The organism is Motilibacter rhizosphaerae (genome assembly GCF_004216915.1).
Taxonomy (GTDB): domain Bacteria; phylum Actinomycetota; class Actinomycetes; order Motilibacterales; family Motilibacteraceae; genus Motilibacter; species Motilibacter rhizosphaerae.
Genome location: NZ_SGXD01000004.1, coordinates 326,006 through 350,860, shown reverse-complemented (window position 1 = coordinate 350,860; position 24,855 = coordinate 326,006). Strand labels below are relative to the sequence as shown.

Annotated in this window: 27 protein-coding genes; 18 read left to right on the top strand and 9 right to left on the bottom strand. The window is 74.6% G+C overall.

The window, feature by feature from the left end; all coding sequences use genetic code 11:
• Nucleotides 1-22: 22 nt before the first annotated feature.
• Together sigK and EV189_RS16640 are read left to right on the top strand one after the other, a co-directional pair.
• Nucleotides 23-625, top strand: coding sequence for an ECF RNA polymerase sigma factor SigK (gene sigK / locus EV189_RS16645; RefSeq protein ID WP_231116498.1), 603 nt, complete (start codon nt 23-25; stop codon nt 623-625).
• Nucleotides 622-1,332: an anti-sigma factor gene (locus EV189_RS16640; protein WP_130494086.1), complete on the top strand. Its 711-nt coding sequence runs from the start codon at nt 622-624 to the stop codon at nt 1,330-1,332. The genes sigK and EV189_RS16640 overlap by 4 nt, the downstream gene beginning before the upstream one ends.
• Before the next feature lie 23 nt (nt 1,333-1,355).
• Here the strand turns inward: EV189_RS16640 and EV189_RS16635 are convergent, their stop codons facing one another.
• The 4 genes from EV189_RS16635 to EV189_RS16625 all read right to left on the bottom strand — a co-directional run bounded on the left by EV189_RS16635 (nt 1,356) and on the right by EV189_RS16625 (nt 4,560).
• Nucleotides 1,356-1,928 (bottom strand): RNA polymerase sigma factor, encoded by a 573-nt coding sequence (locus EV189_RS16635; protein ID WP_130494085.1) that lies wholly within the window; start codon nt 1,926-1,928, stop codon nt 1,356-1,358.
• 100 nt (nt 1,929-2,028) lie between these two features.
• The gene (locus EV189_RS20330; RefSeq protein WP_165400355.1) at nt 2,029-2,172 is read right to left on the bottom strand and encodes a hypothetical protein; all 144 of its coding nucleotides are present in this window, start codon (nt 2,170-2,172) and stop codon (nt 2,029-2,031) included.
• Between the two features lie 130 nt (nt 2,173-2,302).
• On the bottom strand, nt 2,303-3,280 hold the full coding sequence (gene sepH, locus EV189_RS16630) for a septation protein SepH (protein WP_130494084.1): 978 nt from the start codon (nt 3,278-3,280) through the stop codon (nt 2,303-2,305).
• A gap of 32 nt (nt 3,281-3,312) precedes the next feature.
• Entirely contained in the window at nt 3,313-4,560 is a 1,248-nt protein-coding gene (locus EV189_RS16625; RefSeq protein ID WP_130494083.1) for an MFS transporter, read from the bottom strand.
• A gap of 114 nt (nt 4,561-4,674) precedes the next feature.
• On the opposite strand from EV189_RS16625, the gene EV189_RS16620 reads away from it, so the two are divergent.
• The 7 genes from EV189_RS16620 (at nt 4,675) to EV189_RS16590 (ending at nt 13,345) form a co-directional block, all read left to right on the top strand.
• A complete protein-coding gene (locus EV189_RS16620; protein ID WP_130494082.1) occupies nt 4,675-5,745 on the top strand; it encodes a ferrochelatase in 1,071 nt (356 codons plus the stop codon).
• A 296-nt stretch (nt 5,746-6,041) separates the two neighbouring features.
• Entirely contained in the window at nt 6,042-7,358 is a 1,317-nt protein-coding gene (locus tag EV189_RS16615) for an extracellular solute-binding protein (RefSeq protein WP_130494081.1), read from the top strand.
• Nucleotides 7,359-7,372: 14 nt separating this feature from the next.
• Complete coding sequence (locus EV189_RS16610) at nt 7,373-8,317, top strand: carbohydrate ABC transporter permease (protein WP_130494080.1); 945 nt, start codon at nt 7,373-7,375, stop codon at nt 8,315-8,317.
• A 146-nt stretch (nt 8,318-8,463) separates the two neighbouring features.
• Nucleotides 8,464-9,201, top strand: a complete 738-nt coding sequence (locus tag EV189_RS16605; protein WP_130494153.1) for a carbohydrate ABC transporter permease — start codon at nt 8,464-8,466, stop codon at nt 9,199-9,201.
• Nucleotides 9,202-9,226: 25 nt separating this feature from the next.
• A complete protein-coding gene (gene yicI, locus EV189_RS16600; protein WP_130494079.1) occupies nt 9,227-11,452 on the top strand; it encodes an alpha-xylosidase in 2,226 nt (741 codons plus the stop codon).
• A 31-nt stretch (nt 11,453-11,483) separates the two neighbouring features.
• Nucleotides 11,484-12,542, top strand: a complete 1,059-nt coding sequence (locus EV189_RS16595) for a LacI family DNA-binding transcriptional regulator (RefSeq protein ID WP_130494078.1) — start codon at nt 11,484-11,486, stop codon at nt 12,540-12,542.
• Nucleotides 12,539-13,345, top strand: coding sequence for an inositol monophosphatase family protein (locus EV189_RS16590; RefSeq protein ID WP_130494077.1), 807 nt, complete (start codon nt 12,539-12,541; stop codon nt 13,343-13,345). Before EV189_RS16595 ends, EV189_RS16590 begins: the two co-directional genes overlap by 4 nt.
• Nucleotides 13,346-13,370: 25 nt before the next feature.
• Here EV189_RS16590 and EV189_RS16585 read toward each other — a convergent pair whose 3' ends face one another.
• Together EV189_RS16585 and EV189_RS16580 are read right to left on the bottom strand one after the other, a co-directional pair.
• Entirely contained in the window at nt 13,371-13,622 is a 252-nt protein-coding gene (locus EV189_RS16585; protein WP_130494076.1) for a hypothetical protein, read from the bottom strand.
• Nucleotides 13,623-13,791: 169 nt separating this feature from the next.
• Nucleotides 13,792-14,307, bottom strand: a complete 516-nt coding sequence (locus EV189_RS16580) for a gamma carbonic anhydrase family protein (protein ID WP_130494075.1) — start codon at nt 14,305-14,307, stop codon at nt 13,792-13,794.
• Between the two features lie 241 nt (nt 14,308-14,548).
• On the opposite strand from EV189_RS16580, the gene EV189_RS16575 reads away from it, so the two are divergent.
• Nucleotides 14,549-14,845 carry a DUF4193 domain-containing protein gene (locus tag EV189_RS16575; protein ID WP_130494074.1) on the top strand — a complete coding sequence of 99 codons (297 nt, stop codon included), beginning with the start codon at nt 14,549-14,551 and terminating at the stop codon, nt 14,843-14,845.
• A gap of 5 nt (nt 14,846-14,850) precedes the next feature.
• Nucleotides 14,851-15,651, top strand: a complete 801-nt coding sequence (locus EV189_RS16570) for a hypothetical protein (protein ID WP_130494073.1) — start codon at nt 14,851-14,853, stop codon at nt 15,649-15,651.
• Between the two features lie 16 nt (nt 15,652-15,667).
• Here EV189_RS16570 and EV189_RS16565 read toward each other — a convergent pair whose 3' ends face one another.
• Nucleotides 15,668-16,132: a DUF3093 domain-containing protein gene (locus EV189_RS16565; protein WP_165400354.1), complete on the bottom strand. Its 465-nt coding sequence runs from the start codon at nt 16,130-16,132 to the stop codon at nt 15,668-15,670.
• Nucleotides 16,133-16,198: 66 nt separating this feature from the next.
• On the opposite strand from EV189_RS16565, the gene dut reads away from it, so the two are divergent.
• Genes dut through EV189_RS16545 form a run of 4 tightly spaced genes read left to right on the top strand, consistent with a single transcriptional unit; the run spans nt 16,199 to nt 18,642 of the window.
• Nucleotides 16,199-16,738 (top strand): dUTP diphosphatase, encoded by a 540-nt coding sequence (gene dut, locus EV189_RS16560; protein WP_407938157.1) that lies wholly within the window; start codon nt 16,199-16,201, stop codon nt 16,736-16,738.
• Nucleotides 16,739-16,744: 6 nt separating this feature from the next.
• Nucleotides 16,745-17,509 (top strand): DUF3710 domain-containing protein, encoded by a 765-nt coding sequence (locus EV189_RS16555; RefSeq protein ID WP_130494070.1) that lies wholly within the window; start codon nt 16,745-16,747, stop codon nt 17,507-17,509.
• Between the two features lie 9 nt (nt 17,510-17,518).
• Nucleotides 17,519-17,902 carry an OB-fold nucleic acid binding domain-containing protein gene (locus EV189_RS16550; RefSeq protein WP_130494069.1) on the top strand — a complete coding sequence of 128 codons (384 nt, stop codon included), beginning with the start codon at nt 17,519-17,521 and terminating at the stop codon, nt 17,900-17,902.
• Nucleotides 17,899-18,642, top strand: coding sequence for a DUF3159 domain-containing protein (locus EV189_RS16545; RefSeq protein WP_165400353.1), 744 nt, complete (start codon nt 17,899-17,901; stop codon nt 18,640-18,642). The genes EV189_RS16550 and EV189_RS16545 overlap by 4 nt, the downstream gene beginning before the upstream one ends.
• Here EV189_RS16545 and EV189_RS16540 read toward each other — a convergent pair.
• Together EV189_RS16540 and EV189_RS16535 are read right to left on the bottom strand one after the other, a co-directional pair.
• Nucleotides 18,618-19,295 carry a potassium channel family protein gene (locus tag EV189_RS16540; protein WP_130494067.1) on the bottom strand — a complete coding sequence of 226 codons (678 nt, stop codon included), beginning with the start codon at nt 19,293-19,295 and terminating at the stop codon, nt 18,618-18,620. The genes EV189_RS16545 and EV189_RS16540 overlap by 25 nt on opposite strands.
• 4 nt (nt 19,296-19,299) lie before the next feature.
• Entirely contained in the window at nt 19,300-19,965 is a 666-nt protein-coding gene (locus tag EV189_RS16535; protein WP_130494066.1) for a potassium channel family protein, read from the bottom strand.
• Between the two features lie 127 nt (nt 19,966-20,092).
• On the opposite strand from EV189_RS16535, the gene EV189_RS16530 reads away from it, so the two are divergent.
• The 3 genes from EV189_RS16530 to EV189_RS16520 are packed head-to-tail and all read left to right on the top strand — an operon-like array spanning nt 20,093 to nt 24,795.
• The gene (locus EV189_RS16530) at nt 20,093-22,168 is read left to right on the top strand and encodes an APC family permease (RefSeq protein ID WP_130494065.1); all 2,076 of its coding nucleotides are present in this window, start codon (nt 20,093-20,095) and stop codon (nt 22,166-22,168) included.
• On the top strand, nt 22,165-23,418 hold the full coding sequence (locus EV189_RS16525) for a class I SAM-dependent RNA methyltransferase (protein WP_130494064.1): 1,254 nt from the start codon (nt 22,165-22,167) through the stop codon (nt 23,416-23,418). Before EV189_RS16530 ends, EV189_RS16525 begins: the two co-directional genes overlap by 4 nt.
• A gap of 36 nt (nt 23,419-23,454) precedes the next feature.
• Nucleotides 23,455-24,795 (top strand): class II 3-deoxy-7-phosphoheptulonate synthase, encoded by a 1,341-nt coding sequence (locus EV189_RS16520; protein WP_196788585.1) that lies wholly within the window; start codon nt 23,455-23,457, stop codon nt 24,793-24,795.
• Nucleotides 24,796-24,855: the final 60 nt, after the last annotated feature.

Genomic DNA, 24,855 nt, shown 5'->3' with positions numbered 1-24,855 from the left:
GGCGCCCGAACGAGGAGGACGCGTGAGCGACCCCGTCCCGCTGCGGCTCGTCCGCCCCTCCCAGGGGCGCGCCGAGGGCGCCGCGGTCCTGGAGGACCTCGTCACCGCGGTCGCCCGCGGCGACGAGGCGGCCTTCGCCCTGCTCTACGACGCCCTGGCGCCCCGCGTGCTCGGCGTCGCGCGCCGCGTGGTGCGCGATCCGGCGCAGGCCGAGGAGGTCGCCCAGGAGGTGCTCGTCGAGGTCTGGCGGCAGGCGGCGCGCTACGAGGCCGGGCGGGGCACCGTCGTGTCCTGGGCGCTGACGATCGCGCACCGCCGCTCGGTGGACCGCGTGCGCAGCGAGCAGGCCGCGGGCGAGCGCGACCAACGCGTCGGGCTGCGCGACATCGGGGTGCCCCACGACGAGGTGGCCGAGGCCGTCGAGCTCCGCCTCGAGCACGAGCAGGTCCGGCGCTGCCTCGGCGGGCTGACCGGGCTGCAGCACGAGGCGATCGAGCTGGCCTACTGGAAGGGACTGACGTACCGGGAGGTGGCCGAGCTGCTCGGCTCGCCGCTCGGCACGGTGAAGGCGCGGCTCCGGGACGGACTCGTGAAGCTGAGGGACTGCCTGGGGGTGGAGTCGTGAGCGAGCAGACGACGCAGGAGGACGCGCACGCGCTGGTCGGCGCGTACGTCCTCGACGCGCTGGACCCGGGGGAGCGCGAGGCCTTCGAGCGCCACCTCGCCGCCTGCCCCGACTGCCAGGCCGAGGTCCCGGGCATGCGGGCCGCGGCGGCACGGGTCGCGGCCACGGCGTACGTCCGGCCGCCGGCGCACCTGAAGTCCGCCGTGCTCGCCCAGGTCGCCCGCACCCGCCAGCTGCCGCCGGTGGTGACCGCGGTCTCCGCCCCGGTCGCGCTCGCCTGGTGGCGGCGCCCGCTCGCCCTCGCGGCCGCCGTCGTCGTGCTCGCGGCCGCCGCCCTCTCGGCGGTGCTGGGCGTGCAGCTGCACGAGAGCCGGCAGCGCGAGGCGCAGATCGCCGCGATCATCGCCCACCCGGAGGTGAGCCGCGAGGTCGCGCTGCGTGGTGGGGGGAGCGCGACGCTCGACGTCGCCGGGGGGAGGGCGGTCGTGCGGATGCGCGGCGCCGCCGCTCCGCCGTCGGGGCGGGTCTACGAGTTGTGGGTCGTCCCGAGCGCGGGCAGCCCGCGCCCGGCGGGGCTCATGGACTCGGGGTCCGGGGGTGCGCTCGTCAAGCAGGTCACCGGGGCGAAGGCCCTCGCGGTCACCGTCGAGCCGGCAGGCGGGTCCGAGCGCCCGACGCTGCCGCCGGTCGTCGTCCTGACGGTCTGACCGGCTCTGACCGGGCAGGAGACCTAGGCCTCGAGCACGCCGCTCGGCCCGAGCTCGCGGCGCAGGTGCTGGAGGCAGCGGCTGCGGGTGGGGCCGATGCTGCCGATGGGCATGGCCAGGCGGCCCGAGATGTCGGCGTAGCTCGTCTCCGGCTCGGTCGCGAGCACTTCCAGCAGCGAGCGGCAGCGCGGGGAGAGCCGCTCGACGGCGCTCCAGACGGCGTGCTGGCGCTCGGCCTCGAGCAGCCGGCCCTCGGGGCCGGGCACCGACCCGGTGCCGTCGACCCGCTGCTCGATCTCCTCGTCGACGAGCTCGCGGCCGCCCTGGCGCAGCAGGCGCAGCGACTCGTTGCGGGCGGTCGTCGCGATCCAGCCGGCGAGCGCCTCCGGCTCGCGCAGCCGGCCGAGGTGCTCGACCAGGCGCAGCCAGACCGTCTGCGAGACGTCGGCGGCGTCGCTGGCGCTGAGCCGGTGCGCGCGCGCCACGCCCCAGACGAGCCGGGCGAAGCGCTCCACGATGGCGTCCCACGCCGCCGCGTCGCCCTCGGCCGCGGCCCGGACCAGGACACCGACGGGCGCCGCTGCACCGCTGGCCACGTCGAGACCTCCTGCTGGCGTCGTGCCCCCCGTGCGGGGGTGGCACGAGCGTAGTGCGACCGGGGAGCGGGACCCCCGTACCCGCCCCCCGTCGCGCTCCTCAGAGCCGGCGCACGAGCGGGCGGCGGCGCTGCCGGATCCGGCGGACGACGAGGCCGAGGGCCACGAGGTCGGCGGACGGCGGGCCCGCGGTGGTGGAGCGGGGCAGGACGGCGGTCCCCTCCTGCTGCCGTGCCTGGTCCATCGCTCCTCCTCCGTGCCCGGTGCGGGCGGCTCACGAGGAGGAGCGGCGTCCCGGCCCGGTGATACACCGGAGCGGGAGGAGTACGGGCCGGACGCCCCGGGCGTTCAGCCGCCGGGCGGGAGGAGCGGGGTCAGGGCTGCTGGCGGCCGGAGCCGAAGAGGATCTCGTCCCAGCTGGGGACCGCGGCGCGGGCGCCGGGGCGCACGCCGTCGGCGAGGGCCTGGCGGTCGGTCTGGCCGTGCAGCACGTCGGTCCGCGGCGCGGCCCGGCGGGCGCGCCGCTCGGCCCGGCGGTCGCGGCGGCGGCCCTGCTCGTCGCCCTGCTGGGCGCTCTGCTCGTCGTCGGCAGCCGCGCCGTCCTCGGCGCTGTCCGGGACCTCGTCGCCGTCGTCGACCACCGGCTCGTCGCCGGCCTCGCCGCGCAGGTCGACGACGGGCTCCTCGACGACGACGCGCGCGGGCTGCTCGGCCGGCGCCGGCGCCAGGCGCGGCACGAACGGCGCGCGCAGCTCGGGCTCCTCGCCGAGCAGCCAGCGCGCCGCGTCGTCGTCGGCGACCGCGGTGCGGGTCGTGGCGTCGAGGACGAAGTGCGCCCGCGCGGGCCCGGCGCCGACCGCCTTGGCGAGGGCGTGCGCGACGGGGTGGACGACCTCGACGGTCCAGCTGCCGTCCTCGCGGCGCCACGCGTCCCAGCGCGCCAGCCCGACGTCGATGCCGGCGTCGCGCAGGCGCGTCTCGACCGCGTCGTACAGCGCAGGGGCGGGGCCCTCCGAGCGGATGGAGAGCCGGGCGGTCGCGCGCTGCGCCTGGCGGGCCACGTGCTCGCGCTCGGCGAGGACCGGGCCGGCGTAGCGGCGCACGCGGTCGAGCGGCATCCCCGACTGGGTGGAGAGCATCTCGGGGGAGGCGCCCGCGCGGACGCGGGTCTGGATGTCGCGCGGGCGCAGCTCGCCCGTGTCGATCTGGAGCTGCCCGAGGCGGGAGCGGTCCCCGCGCACGGCCGCGCCGACCGCCTCGTCCACGGCCAGGCGGTAGGACCCGCCCTCGGCGTCGGCGAGCAGCAGGGCGGAGCCGTCGTCGGAGACCCCGACGAGCCGCAGGTCCAGCATCGCGGCCTCCTCTAGCAGTGGGCGATGATGCGTCAGCCTGCCACGGACGGGGCCCCCGGCGCTGCACCCGCCCGGGCCGCGGGGTGTCGTGCCGCCTCCCCGAGCGGCCGCGCCCCGAGCACGGCGGCGAGCCCGGCGAGCAGCCCGCAGGCGGAGCACACGAGCAGCGCCCGGTGAGCGCCCGCGGCGTCGATGACCGCGCCGGCGAGGGCGCCGGACAGCGAGACCCCGACGATGAGCCCGGTCGTGGTCCACGTCATCGCCTCGGTCCGGGTCCCCGGCGCGGCCACCCGGTCGACCAGCGCGAGCCCGGTGACGAGCAGCGGCGAGATCGCGAACCCGGACAGGCAGAGCAGCACCGCCAGCCCGCCCGTCGAGGAGGCGAGCGGGTAGCCCAGCGTGAGCACGCCGAAGACGAGCCCGACGAGCGCGAAGCGCCGGGAGGCGTCCTCGGTGTGCGGCAGCGCGCCCCAGGCGAGCCCGGCGAGCATGCTGCTCACGGCGTACGCCGCGAGGATGCCGCCGGCGGCACCCGGCGAGCCCTGCTCGCGGGCGAAGGCGACGGTCGTGACCTCGACGCTGCCGAAGACGCCGCCGAGCAGGACGTAGGTCCCGGCGAGCAGCGCGAGCGGCCCCGTGAGGACCCGCGGGTGGTGCACGCCCCGCTCGCGCGGCGCCGGCGGCGGTGCGGTGCCGCCCTGCGCCGCGAGCAGCAGCGCGCCGGTCAGCAGCCCCGCGGCGGGCACGAGCAGGCCGGCGGTGGGCGAGCCCTGCGTCGCGACGAGGGTGACGAGTGGCGGCCCGACGATGAAGAGCAGCTCGTCGAGCGCGGACTCCAGCGAGAACGCCGTGTGCAGCAGGGACGGCTGGTCCGCCAGCAGGTGCGCCCAGCGCGCCCGGACCAGGGCGCCGGGCTGCGCGGTCCCCAGCCCGGCGAGCCCCGCGACGACCGGGAGGACCGGGTCCGGGGCACCGAGGTGGACCGCGAGCAGCAGCAGCGCGTAGCAGCCCGTGCGCCAGAACGGCGCGCGGCGCAGCACCCACGCCTGCCCGCGCCGGTCGGAGAGCCGGGCGAGGACCGGGGCGCCGACCGCGCTGCCGAGGCTGAGGGCACCCGTCGCGAGGCCCGCCGCGGCGTACGAGCCGGTGGCGGCGTGGACGAGGAAGACGACGGCGAGGCCCTCCATCGACATCGGCGCGCGGGCGAGGATGCCCGCGCCGCTGAAGCCGAGCGCGCCCGGCGTGCGGAGCAGCTGCCGGTAGCGCGTGCCGAGGACCACGCGCCGCAGCGTAGGTGGCGCCACCGACAGGAGTCGCGCGAGTTCCGCTCGGTCCCGAGGCGATCGGGAGGCGGTCGGGAGGCGGCGGGCGGCCGGGCTTGGCAGACTCCTCGCGTGCACGGACCGTACGACGCCCTCCTCCTCGTCTCCTTCGGCGGCCCCGAGGGGCCCGACGACGTCATGCCGTTCCTCGAGAACGTCACCCGGGGGCGCGGGATCCCCCGCGAGCGCCTGCTCGGCGTTGCCGAGCACTACCAGCACTTCGGGGGCGTCTCGCCGATCAACGAGCAGAACCGCGCGCTGATCGCGGCGCTCGAGGAGGAGCTCGCGCGGCAGGGCGTCGACCTGCCGGTGCACTGGGGGAACCGCAACTGGGGCCCGTACCTCGGCGACACGGTCGCGGAGCTCGCCGACGCGGGCGTGCAGCGCGTGCTCGCGGTGGTCACCAGCGCGTACTCGTCGTACAGCGGGTGCCGGCAGTACCGCGAGGACCTCGCCGCCGCCGTCGAGCCCCTGGGGGACCGCGCGCCGCGCATCGACAAGCTGCGCCACTACTTCGACTCGCCGGGGTTCGTGCGACCGACGGTCCGGGCGGTCATCGACGCGCTCGGCGAGGTGCCCGCGGGCTCCGTGCTGCGCTTCGTCACGCACTCCATCCCCACCGCGATGAACGACGTCAGCGGTGGCCCGGGCGAGCAGATGTACGTGCGCCAGCACCGCGCGGTCGCCTCGCTCGTCGTCGCCGGCGTCGAGGACGAGACCGGGCGTCGGGTGCCGTGGGAGCTCGTCTACTGCTCGCGCTCCGGCCCGCCGTCGCAGCCCTGGCTCGAGCCGGACGTCAACGACGACCTGCGCGAGCTGCACGCGCAGGGCGTCCCGGGCGTGGTCGTCGTGCCGATCGGGTTCGTCAGCGACCACATGGAGGTCAAGTTCGACCTCGACACCGAGGCAGCGGAGACGGCCCAGGAGCTGGGGCTGCCGTACGCCCGGGCGGCGACCGTCGGGACCGACCCGGAGTTCGTGGCCGGGCTGGTCGACCTGGTCCGCGAGCGCGCCGCCACCGAGGCGGGGGAGGACGTGGAGCGCGTGGCGCTCTCGGCCGTGGGACCGTGGCCGGACAGGTGCCCGGTGGGCTGCTGCGCCAACCTGCGGGGCTACAAGCCCGCGCTCTGCGGCCAGGACTGAGCCCGCTCTCCCTCTCGCCCGTCCTTCGTGAACAAGGGCACCCAGGACGCGTCGGAGCCGCACTGGGTGCCCTTGTTCATTCGTGCGGGGCGCGCCCTCGCTCTGAACAGGGGCACCCAGTACGCGTCGGAGCCGCACTGGGTGCCCTTGTTCGTTGCTGGGGGCCGCGGCGTCGTGACCTGTTCGTGACTTGATCCCGCGGTGGCAGCAGGGCTACCTTCTCCCTCATCGAAGCGCTTCGACGAACCGCTTCGACACTCGCCCGAGGGGCTGGGACCCCGTCCGAAGGAGAAGTCATGCCGCGTACGTGGCAGCGCCGCCGCCTGCTCGCCGTCCTCGCCGCCGCCCCGCTCGCGCTCGCCGCGTGCGGGGGGAGCGGCGGAGGGAACGGGGGAGGATCGCCGAGCTCGCAGCCGAAGACGCTGAAGCTGTGGCACTACGAGGGTCCGACGAGCGCCATGGGCGTCGCCTGGAACCAGGCCATCAAGGTCTTCCAGCAGGAGCACCCCGGGGTGACGGTGAAGTTCGAGGAGAAGGGCTTCGAGCAGATCCAGCAGACCGCGCAGATGGTCCTGAACTCCGACGGCGGACCCGACATCATGGAGTACAACAAGGGCAACGCGACGGCCGGACTGCTGTCGTCGCAGGGACTCCTCACCGACCTCACCGCGGAGGCCACGAAGCGCGGCTGGGACAAGAAGCTCAACACCGGCCTGCAGACGACCGCGAAGTACGACGCCAAGGGCGTGATGGGCTCCGGCAAGTGGTTCGGCGTCCCGAACTACGCCGAGTTCGTCGAGGTCTACTACAACAAGGACATGTTCGCGAAGTACGGTCTGCAGGTCCCCAAGACCCTGGCCGACTTCGAGAGCGTCATGGCCGCGTTCAAGTCCAAGGGCGTCACCCCGCTGGCGGTGGGCGGTGCGGAGTACCCCGCCCAGCAGATCGTCTACGAGCTCGCGCTGAGCAAGGCGGACCGCGACTGGGTCAACGCGTACCAGACCTACACGAAGAAGGTCGACTTCAAGGGTCCCGAGTGGACCTCGGGTGCGCAGACGTTCGCCGACTGGGTGAAGAAGGGCTTCATCAGCAAGGACTCCACGAGCATCAAGGCCGAGGACATGGGCGTCTCGTTCGAGAACGCGAAGTACCCGATCATGATCTCCGGCTCCTGGTGGTACGGCCGCTTCACCCAGGAGATCAAGAAGTTCCAGTGGGACACGTTCCTCTTCCCCGGCAACACGCTCGCGCCCGGCTCGAGCGGCAACCTCTGGGTCGTGCCGAAGAACTCGAAGGCCAAGCAGCTGGCCTACGACTTCATCGACATCACGATGCGTCCGGAGATCCAGGACCTGCTGGGCAACAACGGCGGCGTGCCCGTGGCGGCCGACCCGGCGAAGATCACCGACCCGAAGAACAAGAAGCTGATCGAGGACTACAACCAGCTCGCCAGCAGTGACGGCCTCGCGTTCTACCCCGACTGGCCAGCGCCGGGCTACTACGACGTCCTGGTCGCGCAGACGCAGAACCTCATCCGCAGCGGCAGCGTCAGCAAGTTCCTCAGCGGCATCGAGGGGCCGTACGACCAGAACCTCGCCAAGGTCAAGGGCTGAGGGGGAGGCCGGGCATGAGCGCCACCAGTCCAGCCCCGAGCAGGCCGCGACGTCGCTCGAAGGGCGCCGTGGGGGAGCGGGGCCACGGGTGGTTCCTCCTGCCCGGCCTCGTCCTCTTCACGGCGGTCATCGTCCTGCCGCTGCTGATGAACACCTGGACCAGCTTCACGTCCTGGACCGGCGTGGGCACCCCCGAGTGGACGGGGCTGAGCAACTACGAGCGGCTCTTCCGGGACGCGACGTTCTGGGCGTCGTTCCGCCACAGCCTCGCGATCATCGTGGCCATGGTCGTCATCCCCACCGCCCTCGGGCTGCTGCTCGCGAGCGTGCTGTTCGACGTGGTGAGCAAGCGGTTCGGGGAGCGGACCTCGGCGGCCTTCCGCGCCGGGTTCTACCTCCCCCAGGTGCTGCCCGTCGCGGTCGCCGGTGTCGTGTGGGGCTGGATCGTCCATCCCGACGACGGCGCGCTCGACGCGGCCTTGCAGAAGGTGGGACTGGGCAGCCTGTCCCACGACTGGCTCGGTGATCCGTCCACGGCACTGGCGACGGTCATGGCCGTCATGGTGTGGTTCCAGCTCGGCTACCCGCTCGTGATCTTCATGGCCGGTCTGGCCCGGGTCGACCCGGAGCTGCACGAGGCCGCTCAGCTCGACGGCGCCTCGTGGTTCCAGCGCTTCCGGCTCATCACGATCCACCTGATCAAGCCGGAGGTCTTCGTCGTCACGCTGACGACCACCATCGCCGCGCTCAAGGTCTTCCCGCAGATCTTCGTGCTGACGCGCGGAGGGCCTGGCGACGCGACGATCGTGCCGTCGTACTTCGCCTACCAGAACTTCTTCGAGAAGGCTGACGTCGGCTACGGCTCGGCCATCGCCACCGTCCTCACCGTCGTCATCATCGCGATCTCCGCGGTGTTCCTCCGCTACCAGGCCCGCAGCGAGCAGGGAGGGGACGCGTGACCGCCCTCGCCACCCGTCCGGCCACGTCCCCGAGAGCCCGGCAGGAGCAGCGGCGGCCGCCCCGGCGCGGTCCCGGAGCGCGGCTGCTCCTCGGCGGGCTCCTGCTCGCCCTGCTCGCGGTCCTCCTGCCCTTCGTCATCGTGACGATGAACGCGCTGAAGACACCGGCCGAGTACGCGGGCGCGGGTCCGCTCGCCCTGCCGCACGGCGTCCATCTGCAGGGCATCGTCGACTTCTGGAAGCGCGTCGACTACACGCAGAAGCTCTGGAACAGCCTGCTCATCAGCGGTTCGGTGGCGGTGGCCGCGGTCGTCCTCTCCCTGCTCAACGCGTACGCGCTGGGCATCGGCCGCGTCCGTGGCCGGCTGTGGCTGCTCGTGCTGTTCATGGTCGCCAACACCCTGCCGCAGGAGGCCCTGGCCTACCCGCTGTACTACTTCAGCAAGCAGCTCGGGCTCTACGACAGCCGGATCAGCGTCATCATCGTCTTCTCGGTGATCCAGAGCGCCTTCGGCACCTACCTGCTCTCCAGCGTCTTCAGCCAGTTCCCGCGCGAGATCCTCGAGGCCGCGCGCATCGACGGCGCAGGGACGTTCCGGCTGCTGTGGAACGTCGTCGTCCCGGTGAGCCGGCCCACGCTCGCCGTGCTGTTCACGTTCTTCTTCATCTGGACGTGGAACGAGTTCTTCCTGCCCCTGGTCCTGCTCATCAGCAACGACAAGCAGACGGTCCCCGTGGCGCTCGGTGTCCTGCAGGGCGACCGCATGATGGACGCGACGACATCGAGCGCGTCGGCGCTGCTGGGCATCATCCCCGCGATCCTGTTCTTCCTGCTCTTCCAGCGGACCCTCGCCCGCGGTGTGACCGCGGGCGCGGTGAAGTAGCCGCGCCCACCGAGAGAGGTCTGCCATGAAGATCACCGACGGCATGTGGTTCGTGCGGGAGGGGATGAGACCGCAGTACGCCGCCGAGGCGTACGACATCACCGAGGTGGCGGACGGGCTGCTCGTCCACGCGCCCCTGCGCCGCATCGAGCACCGCGGATCGGTGCTCAACGTCGGGCTGCTCACCGTCCACCTCACCGCACCGCTGCCGGGGGTCATCGGAGTCGAGGTCACCCACCACGCCGGAGCCCTGGACCGCGGGCCGCACGTCACGGTGGCGAGCGACGGCGCCGACCCCGAGGTGCGCGTGGGCGACAAGGACGCCGAGCTCCGCAGCGGCAGCCTGACCGCCCGCATCACCCGCGGAGCGCCCTGGCAGCTCGAGTTCCTCTCGGGCGGCCGCGTGCTGACGACGAGCGCCGCGAAGTCCCTCGGCTTCGTCGAGACGCCCGAGGGTGCGCACCACATGGTCGGCCGGCTCTCGCTCGGGGTCGGGGAGGCCGTCTACGGCTTCGGTGAGCGCTTCACCGCGCTCGTCAAGAACGGCCAGGTCGTCGAGAGCTGGAACGCCGACCCCGGCACGGCGAGCGAGCAGGCGTACAAGAGCGTGCCGTTCTACCTCTCGGACCGCGGGTACGGCGTGCTGGTGGGCGACCTCGGCGGGGTGTCGTTCGAGGTCGCCAGCGAGAACACCAACGCCACGCAGTTCAGCGTGGAGGGGCAGACCCTGCGCTACTACGTCGTGGACGGGCCGACCCCTGCGGCCGTGCTCGAGCGCTACACCGCCCTCGTCGGTCGGCCCGCCCTGCCGCCCGCCTGGTCGTTCGGGCTGTGGCTGAGCACGTCGTTCACGACCGACTACGACGAGGAGACGGTCAACCGGTTCGTGGACGGGATGGCCGAGCGGGAGATCCCGCTGAGCGTCTTCCACTTCGACTGCTACTGGATGCGGGAGTTCAACTGGAGCGACTTCGTCTGGGACAGCCGGGTCTTCCCCGACCCCGAGGGGATGCTCCAGCGCTTCCGCGACCGGGGGCTGCGCATCAGCGTCTGGATCAACCCGTACATCGCGCAGCGCTCCGTGCTCTTCGAGGAGGGCCGTCGCCTCGGCTACCTGGTGGAGCGGGCGGACGGGAGCGTCTGGCAGTGGGACTGGTGGCAGGCGGGCATGGCGCTCGTCGACTTCACCAACCCCGCCGCCCGCGCTTGGTACGCCGACAAGCTCTCCGCCCTGCTCGACATGGGCGTCGAGTGCTTCAAGACCGACTTCGGGGAGCGGATCCCCACGGACGTCGTGTGGCACGACGGCTCGGACCCGCAGCGCATGCACAACGCCTACTCCGTGCTCTACAACGAGACGGTCTTCGACCTGCTCCAGCGGCGGCACGGGGAGGGCGGGGCGGTCGTCTTCGCCCGCTCTGCCACGGTCGGGGGCCAGCAGTTCCCCGTGCACTGGGGCGGGGACAGCTCCTCGACGTACGAGTCGATGGCGGAGAGCCTGCGCGGGGGTCTCTCGCTGGGCCTCAGCGGCTTCGGCTTCTGGAGCCACGACATCGGCGGCTTCGAGGGCACGCCGGACGCGGGCGTCTTCAAGCGCTGGGTCGCGTTCGGGCTGCTCTCGAGCCACAGCCGGCTGCACGGCAGCGGGTCCTACCGCGTCCCGTGGCTCGTCGACGACGAGTCGGTCGCCGTGCTGCGCCGCTTCGCGCGGCTGAAGAACCGGCTGATGCCGTACCTCTACGGCGCGGCCGTGACGGCGCACGAGCGCGGCACCCCCGTGCTCCGAGCGATGGCGCTGGAGTTCCCGGACGACCCGGCCTGCACGTACCTCGACCGGCAGTACATGCTCGGCCCCGACCTGCTGGTCGCCCCCGTCTTCTCCGAGGACGGCGTCGTCGACTACTACGTCCCTGCGGGCAGCTGGGTCTCCCTGCTGACCGGCGAGCGCGTGGAGGGGCCGGGCTGGCGGCGCGAGGTGCACGGGTACGACAGCCTGCCGGTGCTGGTGCGCCCCGGCGCCGTGCTGCCCCTGGGCGCGCGCGAGGACCGCCCCGACTACGCGTACGCCGACGGCCTCACGCTGCTGCTGAACCAGCCGGCGGAGGGGACGCAGCTGCGCGTCGTCGACACGGCGGGCGCCACCGCGGCCGTGGTGACGGTCCTCCCCGACGGCCTCCGGGCGGAGGGTGCGGCCGGGTGGCGCGCCGTGGAGCTCGACGGGACGGTCGCGCCCCTGGACCGGCTTGGCTAGTGTCGGAGCCCGCGAGAGGGGCGGGCGCAGCGTGGTGACGATCTCGGACGTGGCGAAGGACGCAGGAGTGTCCGTCAGCACCGTCTCCTACGTCCTGTCCGGCAAGCGCCCCATCAGCGCGACGACCCGGGAGCGGGTCGAGCGCAGCATCAGCTCGCTCGGCTACCACCCGCAGGCCAGTGCGCGGGCCCTCGCCAGCAACCGCTCGAGCGCGCTCGCCCTGGTCGTGCCGCTGCGCCGCGACGTCATCGTGCCCGTCATCATGCAGTTCGCCTCGGGCGTGGTCGTGACCGCGCGGACCCACGACCACGACGTGCTGCTCATGACGCAGGACGAGGGCGCGGGGGGCCTGCAGCGCGTCTCGGGCTCGGGGCTCGTCGACGCCCTCATCGTCATGGACGTGGAGGCGCAGGACCCGCGCGTCGAGGTGCTGCGGGGGCTGCGCCAGCCGGCCGTGCTCATCGGGCTCCCGGACGACCCGCGCGGCCTCGGGTGCGTCGACCTCGACTTCGCCGCCGCCGGCCGCGTGCTCGCCCGGCACCTCGCCGAGCACGGGCACCGCGCCCTCGCCCTGCTGGGGCCCTCGCCCGCGGTCTACGACCGGGGGACGAGCTTCGCGACGCGCTTCCTGCGCGGCTACCAGCAGGCCGCCGAGGAGGAGGGCGTCCGGGCCGTCGCCCACGCCTGCGAGCCGTCCTTCGCCGGGGTCGCCGCGTGGCTCGACCGGGTGGAGTCCGAGCTGCCGGGGCTCTCCGCCCTCGTCGTCCACAACGAGGCGGCCCTGGCCCCGCTGCTCTCCGTCCTCTCCGCGCGCGGGCGCCGGGTGCCGGAGGACCTCTCCGTCGTCGCGCTGTGCCCCGCCGACGTCGCGGTGTCGTTCCCGGTCCCGCTCAGCGCGGTGGAGATCCCGGCCGCCACCATCGGGGAGCTCGCCGTGGAGATGGTCCTCGACCAGCTCGAGGGGCGGGCCCAGCCCTCGGTGCGGCTGCTGCCCCCGGAGTTCCACGAGCGCGCGAGCTGCGGGCCGGCTCCACGGCCTGCCACCCCGCGCCCGCGCCGCTCGCGGGCGACCGCGAGGATGGGGTCGTGACCCCCGCTCCCGAGGACCTGCTCGCCACCGCCCTGCGGGCCGCCGCGGCCGCCACGCGCTTCCTGGTCGAGGACCGCCCGGCCGACCTGCGCGTGCTCTCGAAGTCCACGCCCACCGACCCCGTGACCGAGATGGACCGGGCCTCCGAGCGCCTCGTCGTCGACACCGTGCGCGCCGAGCGCCCGGAGGACGGCTTCTTCGGCGAGGAGGGCGCGGACAGCGCCGGCACGAGCGGGGTCGTCTGGGTCATCGACCCCATCGACGGGACCGTCAACTACCTCTACGGCCTGCCGCAGTGGTCGGTGAGCATCGCCGCCGAGCTCGACGGGCAGGTCGTCGCGGGCGTCGTGGCCGCGCCGCTGCTCGGCGAGGTCTACAGCGCGACGCTCGGCGGGGGCGGCTTCGTCGAGACCGCCGAGGGCCGACGGCGGCTGCGCGCCACGCCGGACGTGGCGCTCGACCGCGCGCTCGTCGCGACCGGCTTCGGGTACGCCGCGGAGCGCCGGCGCGCCCAGGGCGCCGTGGTCGCGGGCCTCCTGCCGCTCGTGCGCGACATCCGGCGCAACGGCTCCGCCGCCCTCGACGTGTGCGGCGTGGCGGCAGGGCGCTTCGACGCGTACTACGAGCGCGGGGTGAACCGCTGGGACACCGCGGCTGCCGCCCTCGTCGCGCGCGAGGCCGGCGTCCACGTCGCGGGGCTGCGCGGGGCGACGGACTCCCCGGAGCTCACCGTCGCCGCGCCGCGCCCGCTGTTCGACGCGCTCGCCGCGGAGCTCGAGCGCCTCGGCGCCGACAGCGACTAGCCGGACCCGCGGTCCGGCGGGCGGCTCAGCAGGCCGTCGGCTCCGCGAGGTCGCGGGCGCCGGGCTCGTGCGCCGTCAGGTCGATGAGCACCCCGCCGAGCTCGTCCGGGACGAGGGAGCGCAGGTCCACCCCGTGCTCGGAGGCGAGCCGGGTGAGGTCGAGCAGCTCGGCCGTGTGCACCTCGACCGCGTAGTCGTCGCCGGTGTCGCGTGCGGCTGCGAGCGACTGCGCCGTGCCGGTGGCCCGCTCCCGCAGGCCGCTGACGAACTCGCCCATCGTCCACCTCCTCCTCCGGCCCGGCGCCGCGGTGGGCCGGTCCGCCGGCCCCCCGGGGCCGGCGCGGTCAGACTGCCCGCCGCGACCCGCTCCTGACAAGCAGGTAGCGGGTGCATCCACCTGTTCGTCACCAACCTCACAGGTGGCGCTCAGCGGACCTGCGGAGTCCTCACAGCCTCCGCAGCCCGCGCGCGTGGCGCCGGCCGTTCTCGACGTACGCCCTGACCCCCTCCGCGAACGCCCCCGGGGCCACGGCGTCGGGCCGGATGCGGGCGGGGACCCCGAGCGCCATCGCGCGGGGCGGCACCTCGAGCCCCTGCGGCACGACGGCCCCCGCGCCGACGAGCGCCCCGGCGCGCACCACGGCTCCGGGGAGGACGACGCAGCCCGACCCGAGCAGGCAGCCGTCCTCGACGACGCACCCCTCGAGGTGGGCGACGTGGCCGATGGTGCACTCCGACCCGATGCTCGTGGACGTGCCCGACGCGACGTGCACGACCGCACCGTCCTGCACCGAGGTCCGCTCCCCGACGGTGATGGTGCCGTAGTCGCCGCGGAGCACGGCCCCCGGCCAGACGCTGCTGCCCGCGCCGATGCGGACGGCGCCGATGACGACGGCCTCGGGCGCGACGTACGCGTCGGGCGAGATCTCGGGCACCAGGTCGTCGAGCGCGTAGACGGGCACGCGGCTCCTCCTCGGGGTGTCGGGGTCGTCCAGCGGGCGTGCGCGGACACGCAGGGGCGTGCGGTGTGTACCACCCTGTCACCCGGGTGTGGCACCATCCCACCCTCGACGGGGTACGCGCGTCGCCGGCCGGGCACAAAACGCGGGCCGGGGACGTTGGCGGAACCGCACGGAGGCCCGAAGGGCAGCCGCACGACGCAGGTGGCCCGCACGCAGGCCGCCAGGGGAGGCCGAGGGGACCATGGCAACCGACTACGACCAGCCGCGCAAGACCGACGACGAGGTCGGCGAGGACAGCATCGAGGAGCTCAAGGCCCGGCGCAACGACAAGGGCGGCGCCGTCGTCGACATCGACGAGGCGGACCTCGCCGAGTCCCTGGAGCTCCCCGGCGCCGACCTCTCCAACGAGGAGCTCAGCGTCCAGGTGATCCCGCGCCGCGCGGACGAGTTCACCTGCTCGAGCTGCTTCCTCGTGCACCACCAGAGCCAGCTGGCCAAGGAGGACGGCAACCAGCTGATCTGCACCGAGTGCGCCTGACCCACGTGCGCCTGACGAAGCGGGCCTCCCGCGCCGAGGACCAGCCCCGCGTGGAGAGCCCCGACGAGCAGCACGGCGACGGGCTGCCGGAGCGGCTCGCGCGCCTCGCCGGCTCGCAGAGCGAGGACCGCGGCGAGCGCGCCCGCCAGCTGGCCGACGTCGCGGGGGCGCTCGCCGGCTCCGCGCGCCAGGCCGGGGGCCGCGCCGTCGTCGGCGGGCGGTGGCTCGTCGACACGCTGCTCGACGTCGCGCCGCGCCTGCCGCTGCGCGACCGCGAGACGCTGCGCGCCCACCACCCGGGGCTGGACGACCGCGCCATCGCGGCGGCCCTCGTGCGCGGGGCCTCCCGCACCACCGGCCTGCTCGGCGCCGCCGGGGGAGCCGTGGCGGCCGCCTCGTGGGCCGCGCCCCCGAGCCTGCTGCTCAGCGGGCCGGTCGAGCTCGCCGCCGAGACGCTCGCCGTCGCGGCCGTCGAGGTCAAGCTCGTCGCCGAGCTCCACGCCCTGCACGGGGTCGTGCCGCGCGGCACCGCGGTCGAGCGCACCCAGCAGTACGTCTCGTCCTGGGCGCAGGGCCGCGGCATCGACCCCACCGACCCCAAGTGGATGGCCAGCACCCTCGGCACCGCGGCGAAGGCGCAGATCCGCAAGCGGATGATGGGCCGCGCCGCCCGGGGCGTCACCACGCTCGGCCCGCTGCTCAGCGGCGCCGCGGCCGGCGCCCTCGTCAACAGCAAGGCCACGCGCGGGCTCGCGGCCCGGATCCAGGAGGACCTCGAGGGCAAGGTCTGGCGCGCGGGCTCCTAGCCCTCCGTGCCGTCTCCTAGCCCTCGTGCGCCGCGCGCACCCCGTCGAGGACCTCGGCCAGCCGCTCGGGGCGGCGCGTCGAGACGTACCAGTAGGGCGTGGGGTCCTCGGGGTCGAGCACCGGCACCAGCACCGCCGTCGTCGTCCAGGGCCGCAGCAGGTGGAACGCCCGCGGCTCGATGCCCGGCCCGCGCAGGAGCGCGGCGCGTGCCGCGTCGAGCGGTTCGGCCGGCCCGATGAGCGCGAGCGGGATCCGCGCCCGCCCGGCCCGCAGCTCGCCGCCGGCGACGACGACCTCCGGCTCCCAGCGCCGCAGCGCCAGGGCGGCGAGGACGAGCACGACGACCGTGACGGCGCCCGCTGCCGCCAGCGGCATGACGGCCACGGTCACCGGGAGGATCCCGAGCAGGACGACCGCGCACGCGAGCCACACGGTCGGCGGAGCGCTCAGCCGCTCCTGGTACGCGCTGGTCGGGGGCACGCGTCCATTGCAGCACGCGCGGGCCGGTAGCGTGCTCCCGTGGGCACAGCAGGGGGAGGCGCGCAGGTGGTCCCTGGGCTCGACGGGCTCGTCGGCGACGAGGTGCCTGTGCTGCTGCAGCAGCTCGACCCCGGGCTGCCCGCCCCGGCGTACGCGCACCCGGGCGACGCCGGCGCCGACCTCGTGACCCGCGTCGACGTCACGCTCGCCCCGGGCGAGCGCGCGGTGGTGCCGACGGGCGTCGCGCTCGCGCTGCCCGAGGGCTACGCCGCCTTCGTCCACCCGCGCAGCGGCCTCGCGGCCCGCTGCGGGGTCTCGCTCGTCAACGCCCCGGGCACGATCGACGCCGGCTACCGCGGGGAGGTGCAGGTCGTGCTCGTCAACCTCGACCCGCGCACGCCGGTGCACCTGCAGCGCGGCGACCGGGTCGCCCAGCTCGTCGTCCAGCGCGTCGAGCGCGTCCGCTTCGTCGCGGTCGAGCGCCTGCCCGGCGCGGCGCGCGGTGCCGGCGGCTTCGGCTCGACCGGCGGCTCCGCGGCCCTCTCCGGCGGCGCTGACGCTCCTACCCCCGCCAGCGGCGCTGCCGCTGCACTCGAAGGGATCTGACTCCAGGTGTTCGGTCGACGCAAGAGGTCCGGCTCCGAGGACGCCGAGGAGCGCGACGGCGCGCTCGTGGCCCCCCAGTCGCAGGGTGCGGAGCAGGGCGAGGAGCTGGAGGCGCCAGCGGACGACGCGCCCGCTGCTGCCGGCGGCGCGCCGGCGGTACGCCCGTCCGGGTGGCGCGTCGACGGGCCGTTCGACGCCTCCGAGGTCGAGGACCCCTCCGACGGCGGCCGCCGGATCTCGCTGGGCTCCGTCTGGCTCGCCGGGCGCGAGGGCGTCGAGCTCCAGCTCCAGGTCGACGAGCAGGCCGGGACCGTCGAGGGCGCGACCTTCCTCGACGGCGAGAGCGGGCTCGAGGTGCGCGCCTTCGCGGCACCGCGCACCGAGGGCATCTGGGACGAGGTGCGCGGCGAGCTGCTCGCCAGCCTGCAGGAGCAGGGCGCGGGCGTCGAGGAGGGCGACGGGCCCTTCGGCACCGAGCTGCGGGCCGCGCTGCCCGCGCAGCTGCCCGACGGCAGCCAGGGCTTCCAGCCGCTGCGCTTCATCGGCGTCGACGGCCCGCGCTGGTTCCTCCGCGGCGTGGTCTCCGGCCGCGGCGCGATGGAGGAGGGCGCCGCGGCGGTCCTCGAGGACGTGTTCCGCGACACCGTCGTGGTGCGCGGGCGCGAGCCCATGGCGCCGCGCGACCCGCTGCCCCTCGCGCTCCCCGCGGGCGTCGTTCCCGTCCCGCAGGACCCCGGCGTACCCGCCCCGGACGCCGCCGGCGACGAGTAGCCTGGACCCATGGCCACCACCGCCAAGAGCGGGCTCCTGCGTCGGGCGATCGAGCGCCTCACCGCCAGCGACGAGGAGGTGGAGGCGCAGGCCCTGCGCGAGACGGTCGAGAAGCACGGCTGCCACTCCATCGCCCGCTGCACCGACCGCCAGCTCGTCACCGTCGAGGGCACCCTGCGCACCGTCACCCTGCGTCCCCGGGCCGGGGTCCCCGCCCTCGAGGCCGAGGTCTACGACGGGACCGCCACGCTGCACGTCGTGTGGCTCGGGCGCCGCCGGATCCCCGGCATCGACCCGGGCCGGGCCGTGCGCGCCACCGGCCGCGTCGCCATCGACGCCGGGCGCCGCGTGATGTTCAACCCCGTCTACGAGCTCCGCGCCCAGACTCGGTGACGGGTCCCGACCCGCAGCGCCTCGACCTCGCCGCCGCCATCGGCGGCCCCCGCGGCCTGGTCGAGTCCGCGCTCCCGGGGACGCTGTTCGTCCTCGTCTACACCCTCGGCGGGCACCACCTCACGCCGAGCCTCGTCGTCGCCGTCGGCAGCGCGCTGCTGCTCGCGGCGGTGCGCCTCGCGGCCCGCGGCACGGTGCAGTACGCGCTGAGCGGCCTGCTGGGCGTGCTCGTCAGCGCCGGCGTCGCCTGGTGGACGGGCAGCGCCCGCGACTTCTACGCCCCCGGCCTCGTCCGCAACGGCGCCTTCGCGGTCGTCTACGCCGGGTCGGCGCTGGCGCGCTGGCCGGTCCTCGGCTTCTTCGGCGGGACGCTGCTCGGCGAGGGGACGACCGAGTGGCGCCAGCGCCCGGACCGGGTGCGGGCGTACTCGCTCGCCACCTGGCTGTGGGCGGGGATGTTCGCGCTGCGCCTCGGCGTGCAGCTGCCGTTCTACCTCGCCGACCGCGTCGACGCGCTGGGCACCGCCAACGTGCTGCTCGGCGTCCCGCTGTACGCCCTGGTGCTGCTCGCCACGCTGCGCATCGTGCGCCCCGCTGGCGGCTACCGCGCGGCCCGGGAGGCCGCCGCGCAGCGCAGCGCCGGCCCCGAGGACGGCGCCGAGGGCACCACGGGGGAGACCCCGCAGGACGAGCCGCACGCGCTCGCGGGCGAGGGTCAGGCGGACGCCGAGCGGCCGTGAGGCGCGAGGACGCGCTCGAGGTCCTCGCCGATCTCCGAGCTCGTCACGAAGAGCAGCTCGTCGCGCGCCTCGAGCGGGTCGTCCGCGGTCGGGGCGATGGGGCGGCCCTCGCGGACGATGGCGACGAGCACGGTGTCGCCGGGCCACGGGACGTCCCCGACCCGCGACCCGACGTAGGGCGAGTCCTCGGGCATCGTCAGCTCGACGAGGTCGGTCCCGGACTGCTGGAACGTCATGATCCGCACGATGTCGCCGACGCTCACGGCCTCCTCGACGAGCGCGGTCATGAGCCGCGGCGTCGAGACCGCGACGTCGACGCCCCACGCCTCGTCGAACATCCACTCGTTCTTCGGGTTGTTCACGCGGGCCACCGTGCGCGGCACGGCGAACTCCGTCTTGGCGATGAGCGCGACGACGAGGTTGGCCTTGTCGTCGCCGGTCGCGGCGACGACGACGTCGCAGCGCTGCAGGCCCGCCTCGTCGAGCGAGCTCATCTCGCAGGCGTCGGCGAGCAGCCACTCGGCCTCGGGGACCAGCTCGGGGTTGACGGCGCTCGGCTCGCGGTCGAGCAGCAGCACCTGGTGGCCGTTGTCGAGCAGCTCGCGGGCGATCGAGCGGCCCACACTGCCTGCTCCGGCGACTGCGACGCGCACGGCGTCAGCCCTCCTTCTCGGGACCGGCGGCGAAGACCGCCTCGACGTTCGCGCGGTCGGCGCCGCGGACCAGGGCGTGCACGAGGTCGCCGTCCTGGAGCACCGTCTCGGGCGTCGGGAGCAGGCCCTCGCCGAAGCGGGTGAGGAACGCGATGCGCGCGCCCGACGCCTCCTCGAGCCGGACGAGCGGAGCGCCGATCCAGCTCGCGGCGAACGCCATCTCGGCCAGCTCCACGGTGCCCGTGGGGTCGCGGTACTCCACCTCGGAGCCCGCCGGCAGCAGCCGGCGCAGGACCTGGTCCGAGGTCCAGCGCACGGTCGCGACCGTGGGGATGCCGAGCCGCTGGTAGACCGCGGCGCGGCCGGGGTCGTAGATGCGGGCGACGACGTGGTCGACGCCGAAGGTCTCCCGCGCGACGCGCGCGGCGAGGATGTTGGAGTTGTCGCCGCTGCTCACCGCGGCGAAGGCGGCGGCGTCCTCGATGCCCGCGTCCAGCAGGACGTCGCGGTCGAAGCCCTCGCCCGCCACGCGCTTGCCGGCGAAGTGCGTCCCGAGCCGGCGGAAGGCGTCGCTCTTGCGGTCGATGATCGCGACGGTGTGGCCCGCGTCCTCCAGGCTGTGCGCCAGCGTGGCGCCGACCCGGCCGCAACCCATGATCACGTAGTGCACGGAGGTCCTCCCGGCTCGCAGCCGCCCCCGCGGGCCGTCGCGCTGCTCGCCACCGGTCCCCGACCCTAGCCCAGCGCGGGCGCCGCCGGACCACGCCCCGGCCGTGTGGCCCTTACCATCGAGCACCGTGGCCGTCCTCCCCGACCTGTCCAAGCGCCTCCTCCTCGGGCGGGCGCTGCGCAGCGACCGGCTGGGCGAGACGCTCCTGCCCAAGCGGATCGCGCTGCCCGTCTTCGCCAGCGACATGCTCTCCTCGGTCGCGTACGCGACGCAGGAGGTCCTCGTCCTGCTCGCCATCGGCGGACTGGCCTACCTCTACCTGCTGCCGTGGCTCGCGCTCGCGGTCGTGCTGCTGCTCCTCGTCGTCGTCGCGTCCTACCGGCAGCTCGTCCGGGCGTACCCGACGGGCGGCGGGGACTACGAGGTCGCCAGCAAGAACATCGGGCGCACCGCGGGCCTGACGGTCGCGAGCGCGCTGCTCGTCGACTACGTCCTCACGGTCGCGGTGTCGGTCTCCTCCGGCGTCGACAACATCATCTCGGCGTTCCCGGGCCTCGACCCGCACCGCGTCGTCCTCGCCGTGCTGTTCGTGCTGCTGCTGACCTCGCTCAACCTGCGCGGGCTCAAGGAGTCGGGCGCGGCGTTCGCCACCCCGACGTACGCGTTCATCGTCCTCGTGCTCGCCCTGGTCGGGACCGGCCTGCTGCGCACGGCGTTCGGCTCCCGCCCGGTCGCCGAGAGCGCGCACTACTCGATCGCCCCGGAGGTCAGCCACCTCTCCGGCTTCGCGCTGGTGTTCTTCGTGCTGCGCGCGTTCTCCTCCGGCTGCACGGCGCTCACCGGCGTCGAGGCGATCGCCAACGGCGTCCCGGCGTTCAAGAAGCCGAAGATCGAGAACGCCCGCAAGACGCTGCTCATGATGGCGACGCTGTCGATCACGATGTTCGGCGGCATCACCGCGCTCGCGGTGCTGAGCAAGGTGCACTACGTCGACCCGCTGCGCGCCTGCGACCTGCGCGGCTTCGACTGCAAGACCGACGTGCAGCGCACGGTCATCGCGCAGGTCGGCTCCGCGGTCTTCGGCGAGAACGTCCTCTACTACCTGCTGCTCGCCTTCGCCGCCGCGATCCTCATCCTCGCGGCCAACACCGCCTTCAACGGCTTCCCGCTGCTCGGCTCGGTGCTGGCCCAGGACCGCTTCCTGCCGCGCCAGCTGCACACCCGCGGCGACCGGCTGGTGTTCTCCAACGGCATCCTCGTTCTCGCCGGCTTCGCGATCCTGCTCATCGTCAGCTTCGACGCCTCGGTGACCCGGCTGATCCAGCTCTACATCCTCGGGGTGTTCTGCAGCTTCACCCTCGGCCAGACGGGGATGGTGCGGCACTGGAACCGCACGATCCCGCTCGAGACCGACCCGGCTGTCCGCCGCACCATGCGGACCTCGCGCATCATCAACGCGATCGGGGCGGCCTGCACGGGCACCGTGCTCGTCATCGTGCTCGTCACGAAGTTCCTCGCCGGGGCGTGGATCGTCGTCGTCGCGATGCCGGTCATCTTCCTGCTCATGCGCAAGATCAACTCGCACTACGAGTCGGTGTCGCGCGAGCTCGAGCCCGACCCCGACGAGGAGGTCACGCTCCCCGCGCGGACGCACGCGATGGTCCTCGTGTCGAAGATCCACAAGCCGACGCTGCGTGCGCTGAACTACGCCCGCGCGGTCCGGCCCTCGACCCTCGAGGCCGTGACGGTGAGCGTCGACCCGGACGAGACGCACGCGCTGCAGACCGAGTGGGACCGGCGCGGCATCCCGGTGCCGCTCAAGGTCCTCGACAGCCCCTTCCGCGAGATCACCGCACCGGTCGTGCGCTACGTCCGCTCGGTGCGCCGCTCCAGCCCGCGCGACGTCGTCGCCGTCTACATCCCGGAGTACGTCGTCGGCCACTGGTGGGAGCAGCTGCTCCACAACCAGAGCGCGCTGCGGCTCAAGACACGGCTGCTGTTCACCCCGGGCGTGATGGTCATCAGCGTCCCGTGGCAGCTGCGCTCCTCCGAGGAGCTCGAGGCCCGCGTCATCGAGGCCCACAAGGCACGCGTCAAGGCCGCGATCGCGGCCGGCGTCATCGCGCCGCCCACCCGCTACCCGGGCGAGCAGCCGCTGGTCGACGCGCCTGCCGACGTCCCGACGCTGAAGTCCGACGCGTGACGACGCTCGAGCTCGAGGTCGAGCGCGTCGCCCACGGGGGGTCCTGCGTGGCGCGCCACCCCGACGGCCGCGTCGTGTTCGTCCGCCACGCCCTGCCGGGGGAGCGGGTGCGCGCCCGCATCACCGACGACGGCGAGCGGTTCCTCCGCGCCGACGCCGTGGAGGTGCTGCGCCCCTCGCCCGACCGGGTCGAGCCGCCGTGCGCGTACGCCCGGCCCGGGCTCTGCGGAGGCTGCGACTGGCAGCACGCCTCGCTGCCCGCGCAGCGCGGGCTGAAGGCCGCCGCCGTGCGCGAGCAGCTCGTCCGGCTCGCCGGGCTCGACCGCGAGGTCGTCGTCGAGGCGGTCCCCGGTGACGAGGACGGTCTCGGCTGGCGCACCAGGGTGCGCTTCGCGGTCGACGCGGAGGGGCGGCTCGCGCTGCGCAAGCACCGCTCCCACGACCTCGTGCAGGTCGCTGCCTGCCCCATCGCCGCTCCCGGCGTCGACGAGGTCGGCGCCACCGGCGTCACCTGGCCCGGTGCCGCCGAGGTCGAGGTCGTCGCGTCGTCGACCGGCGACCGCACGCTGCTCGTCGAGCCCGCGGGGACGAGGCGGCCGCGCGTACCCGGTCTGCCGGGGGTGACCTCCACGCTCGTCGTCGGCGACGAGTCCCCGCTGCGCGGGCGGTCGTGGGTGCGCGAGCACGCTGCCGGGCGCGACTGGCGGGTCTCCGCGGCCGGCTTCTGGCAGGTGCACCCGGGCGCCGCCGACACCCTCGTCGCCGCCGTCGTCGAGGCCCTGCGGCCGCGGGCGGGTGACACCGTCGTCGACCTGTACGCCGGGGCGGGGCTCTTCGCCGGCGCGCTCGCGCCGCTGGTGGGCGAGGACGGGCGCGTGGTCGCGGTCGAGGGGGACAAGCGCGCCGCCGCCGACGCGCGGCGCAACCTCCACGAGCACGCGCACGTCCGCATCGAGGCCGGCTCGGTGGAGAAGGTCCTCGCGAAGCCCGGGTGGCTGGCGCTGGAGCGCGCCGACCTCGTCGTGCTCGACCCGCCCCGCACCGGCGCGCGCCGGCCGGTCGTCGAGGCGGTGGCCCGGCTCGCGCCGCGCACCGTCGCGTACGTCGCCTGCGACCCGGCCGCGCTGGCCCGTGACCTCGCGACCTTCGCGGAGGCGGGCTACGAGCTGGCGGGGCTGCGCGCGTTCGATCTGTTCCCCATGACCTCGCACGTCGAGTGCGTCGCGGTGCTCCGGGCACGCGAGACCTGACCGGCGCGCTCGCGCGGGTCGGTACGCTGGACCCTCGTGAGCACCCCCTCGCCCCAGCCGGCGCTGGACCTGCCCGAGCTCCCCGCGGCCCAGCAGCCGGAGTGGCCGGACCGTGCGGCGCTGGGCGCCGTGGAGCGCGAGCTGCGCACGCTGCCCCCGCTCGTGTTCGCCGCGGAGTGCGACGCGCTCAAGGCGCAGGCGGCCGCGGCGGCGCGCGGTGAGGCGTTCTGGCTGCAGGGCGGGGACTGCGCGGAGACCTTCGCGGGCGCGACCGCCGACGCCATCCGGGCCAAGCTCAAGACGATGCTGCAGATGGCGGTCGTGCTGACCTACGGCGCGAGCGTGCCGGTGGTCAAGGTCGGGCGCATCGCGGGGCAGTTCGCGAAGCCGCGCTCCTCGGGCAACGAGTCCCGCGACGGCGTGGTGCTCCCGGCCTACCGCGGCGACGCGGTCAACGGGCTGGAGTTCACGGAGGACTCGCGCGTCCCGGACCCCCGACGCCTGCTGCAGGTCTACAACACCTCCGCCGCGACGCTGAACCTCGTCCGCGCCTTCACCCAGGGCGGGTTCGCCGACCTGCGCCAGGTGCACGCCTGGAACCAGGGCTTCCTGCGCGACGGCGGGGCGACTGCGCGCTACGAGCAGCTCGCCGGCGAGATCGACCGCGCGATCGAGTTCCTCCAGGCGGTGGGCGCGGACTCCGAGTCGCTGCGCCGGGTCGACTTCTGGACCTCGCACGAGGCCCTGCTCATCGAGTACGAGCGCGCGCTCACCCGCATCGACTCCCGCACCGGGCTGCCCTACGACACCTCGGCGCACTTCGTCTGGGTCGGTGAGCGCACCCGGCAGCTCGACGGCGCGCACGTCGACCTCGCCGCGCGCGTCCGCAACCCCATCGGGGTGAAGCTCGGCCCGACGACCTCGGCCGACGACGCGCTGGCCCTCATCGACCGGCTCGACCCCGACCGGGAGCCCGGGCGGCTCACCTTCATCACGCGCATGGGTGCCGGCCGGATCCGCGAGGCGCTGCCGCCGCTGGTCGAGAAGGTCACCGCGAGCGGCGCGCAGGTGCTGTGGGTCTGCGACCCCATGCACGGCAACACGATCGAGGCCGCCGGGGTGAAGACGCGGCGCTTCGACGACGTCGTCGACGAGGTGCGCGGGTTCTTCGAGGTCCACCGCGGCCTGGGGACCGTCCCCGGCGGCGTGCACGTGGAGCTCACCGGCGACGACGTCACCGAGTGCATCGGTGGCGCCAGCGGCCTGGCCGAGCCCGACCTCGTGCTGCGCTACGAGACCGCGTGCGACCCGCGGCTCAACCACCAGCAGTCGCTCGAGCTGGCGTTCCTCGTCGCGGAGATGCTCGCGCAGCACTGACTCCGTCACGGCGGCACTGACTCCCGCAGTCCCCCGTGATCATGCACGTCCTGGGCCCCA

What these genes read in the sequence shown, in the direction of transcription:
- EV189_RS20330 (WP_165400355.1), bottom strand. Translation starts at nt 2,172, where the DNA reads ATGGACCAGGCACGGCAGCAGGAGGGGACCGCCGTCCTGCCCCGCTCC.
- sepH (WP_130494084.1), bottom strand. Translation starts at nt 3,280, where the DNA reads ATGCTGGACCTGCGGCTCGTCGGGGTCTCCGACGACGGCTCCGCCCTG.
- EV189_RS16615 (WP_130494081.1), top strand. Translation starts at nt 6,042, where the DNA reads ATGCCGCGTACGTGGCAGCGCCGCCGCCTGCTCGCCGTCCTCGCCGCC.
- EV189_RS16610 (WP_130494080.1), top strand. Translation starts at nt 7,373, where the DNA reads ATGAGCGCCACCAGTCCAGCCCCGAGCAGGCCGCGACGTCGCTCGAAG.
- EV189_RS16605 (WP_130494153.1), top strand. Translation starts at nt 8,464, where the DNA reads ATGAACGCGCTGAAGACACCGGCCGAGTACGCGGGCGCGGGTCCGCTC.
- yicI (WP_130494079.1), top strand. Translation starts at nt 9,227, where the DNA reads ATGAAGATCACCGACGGCATGTGGTTCGTGCGGGAGGGGATGAGACCG.
- EV189_RS16585 (WP_130494076.1), bottom strand. Translation starts at nt 13,622, where the DNA reads ATGGGCGAGTTCGTCAGCGGCCTGCGGGAGCGGGCCACCGGCACGGCG.
- EV189_RS16575 (WP_130494074.1), top strand. Translation starts at nt 14,549, where the DNA reads ATGGCAACCGACTACGACCAGCCGCGCAAGACCGACGACGAGGTCGGC.
- EV189_RS16550 (WP_130494069.1), top strand. Translation starts at nt 17,519, where the DNA reads ATGGCCACCACCGCCAAGAGCGGGCTCCTGCGTCGGGCGATCGAGCGC.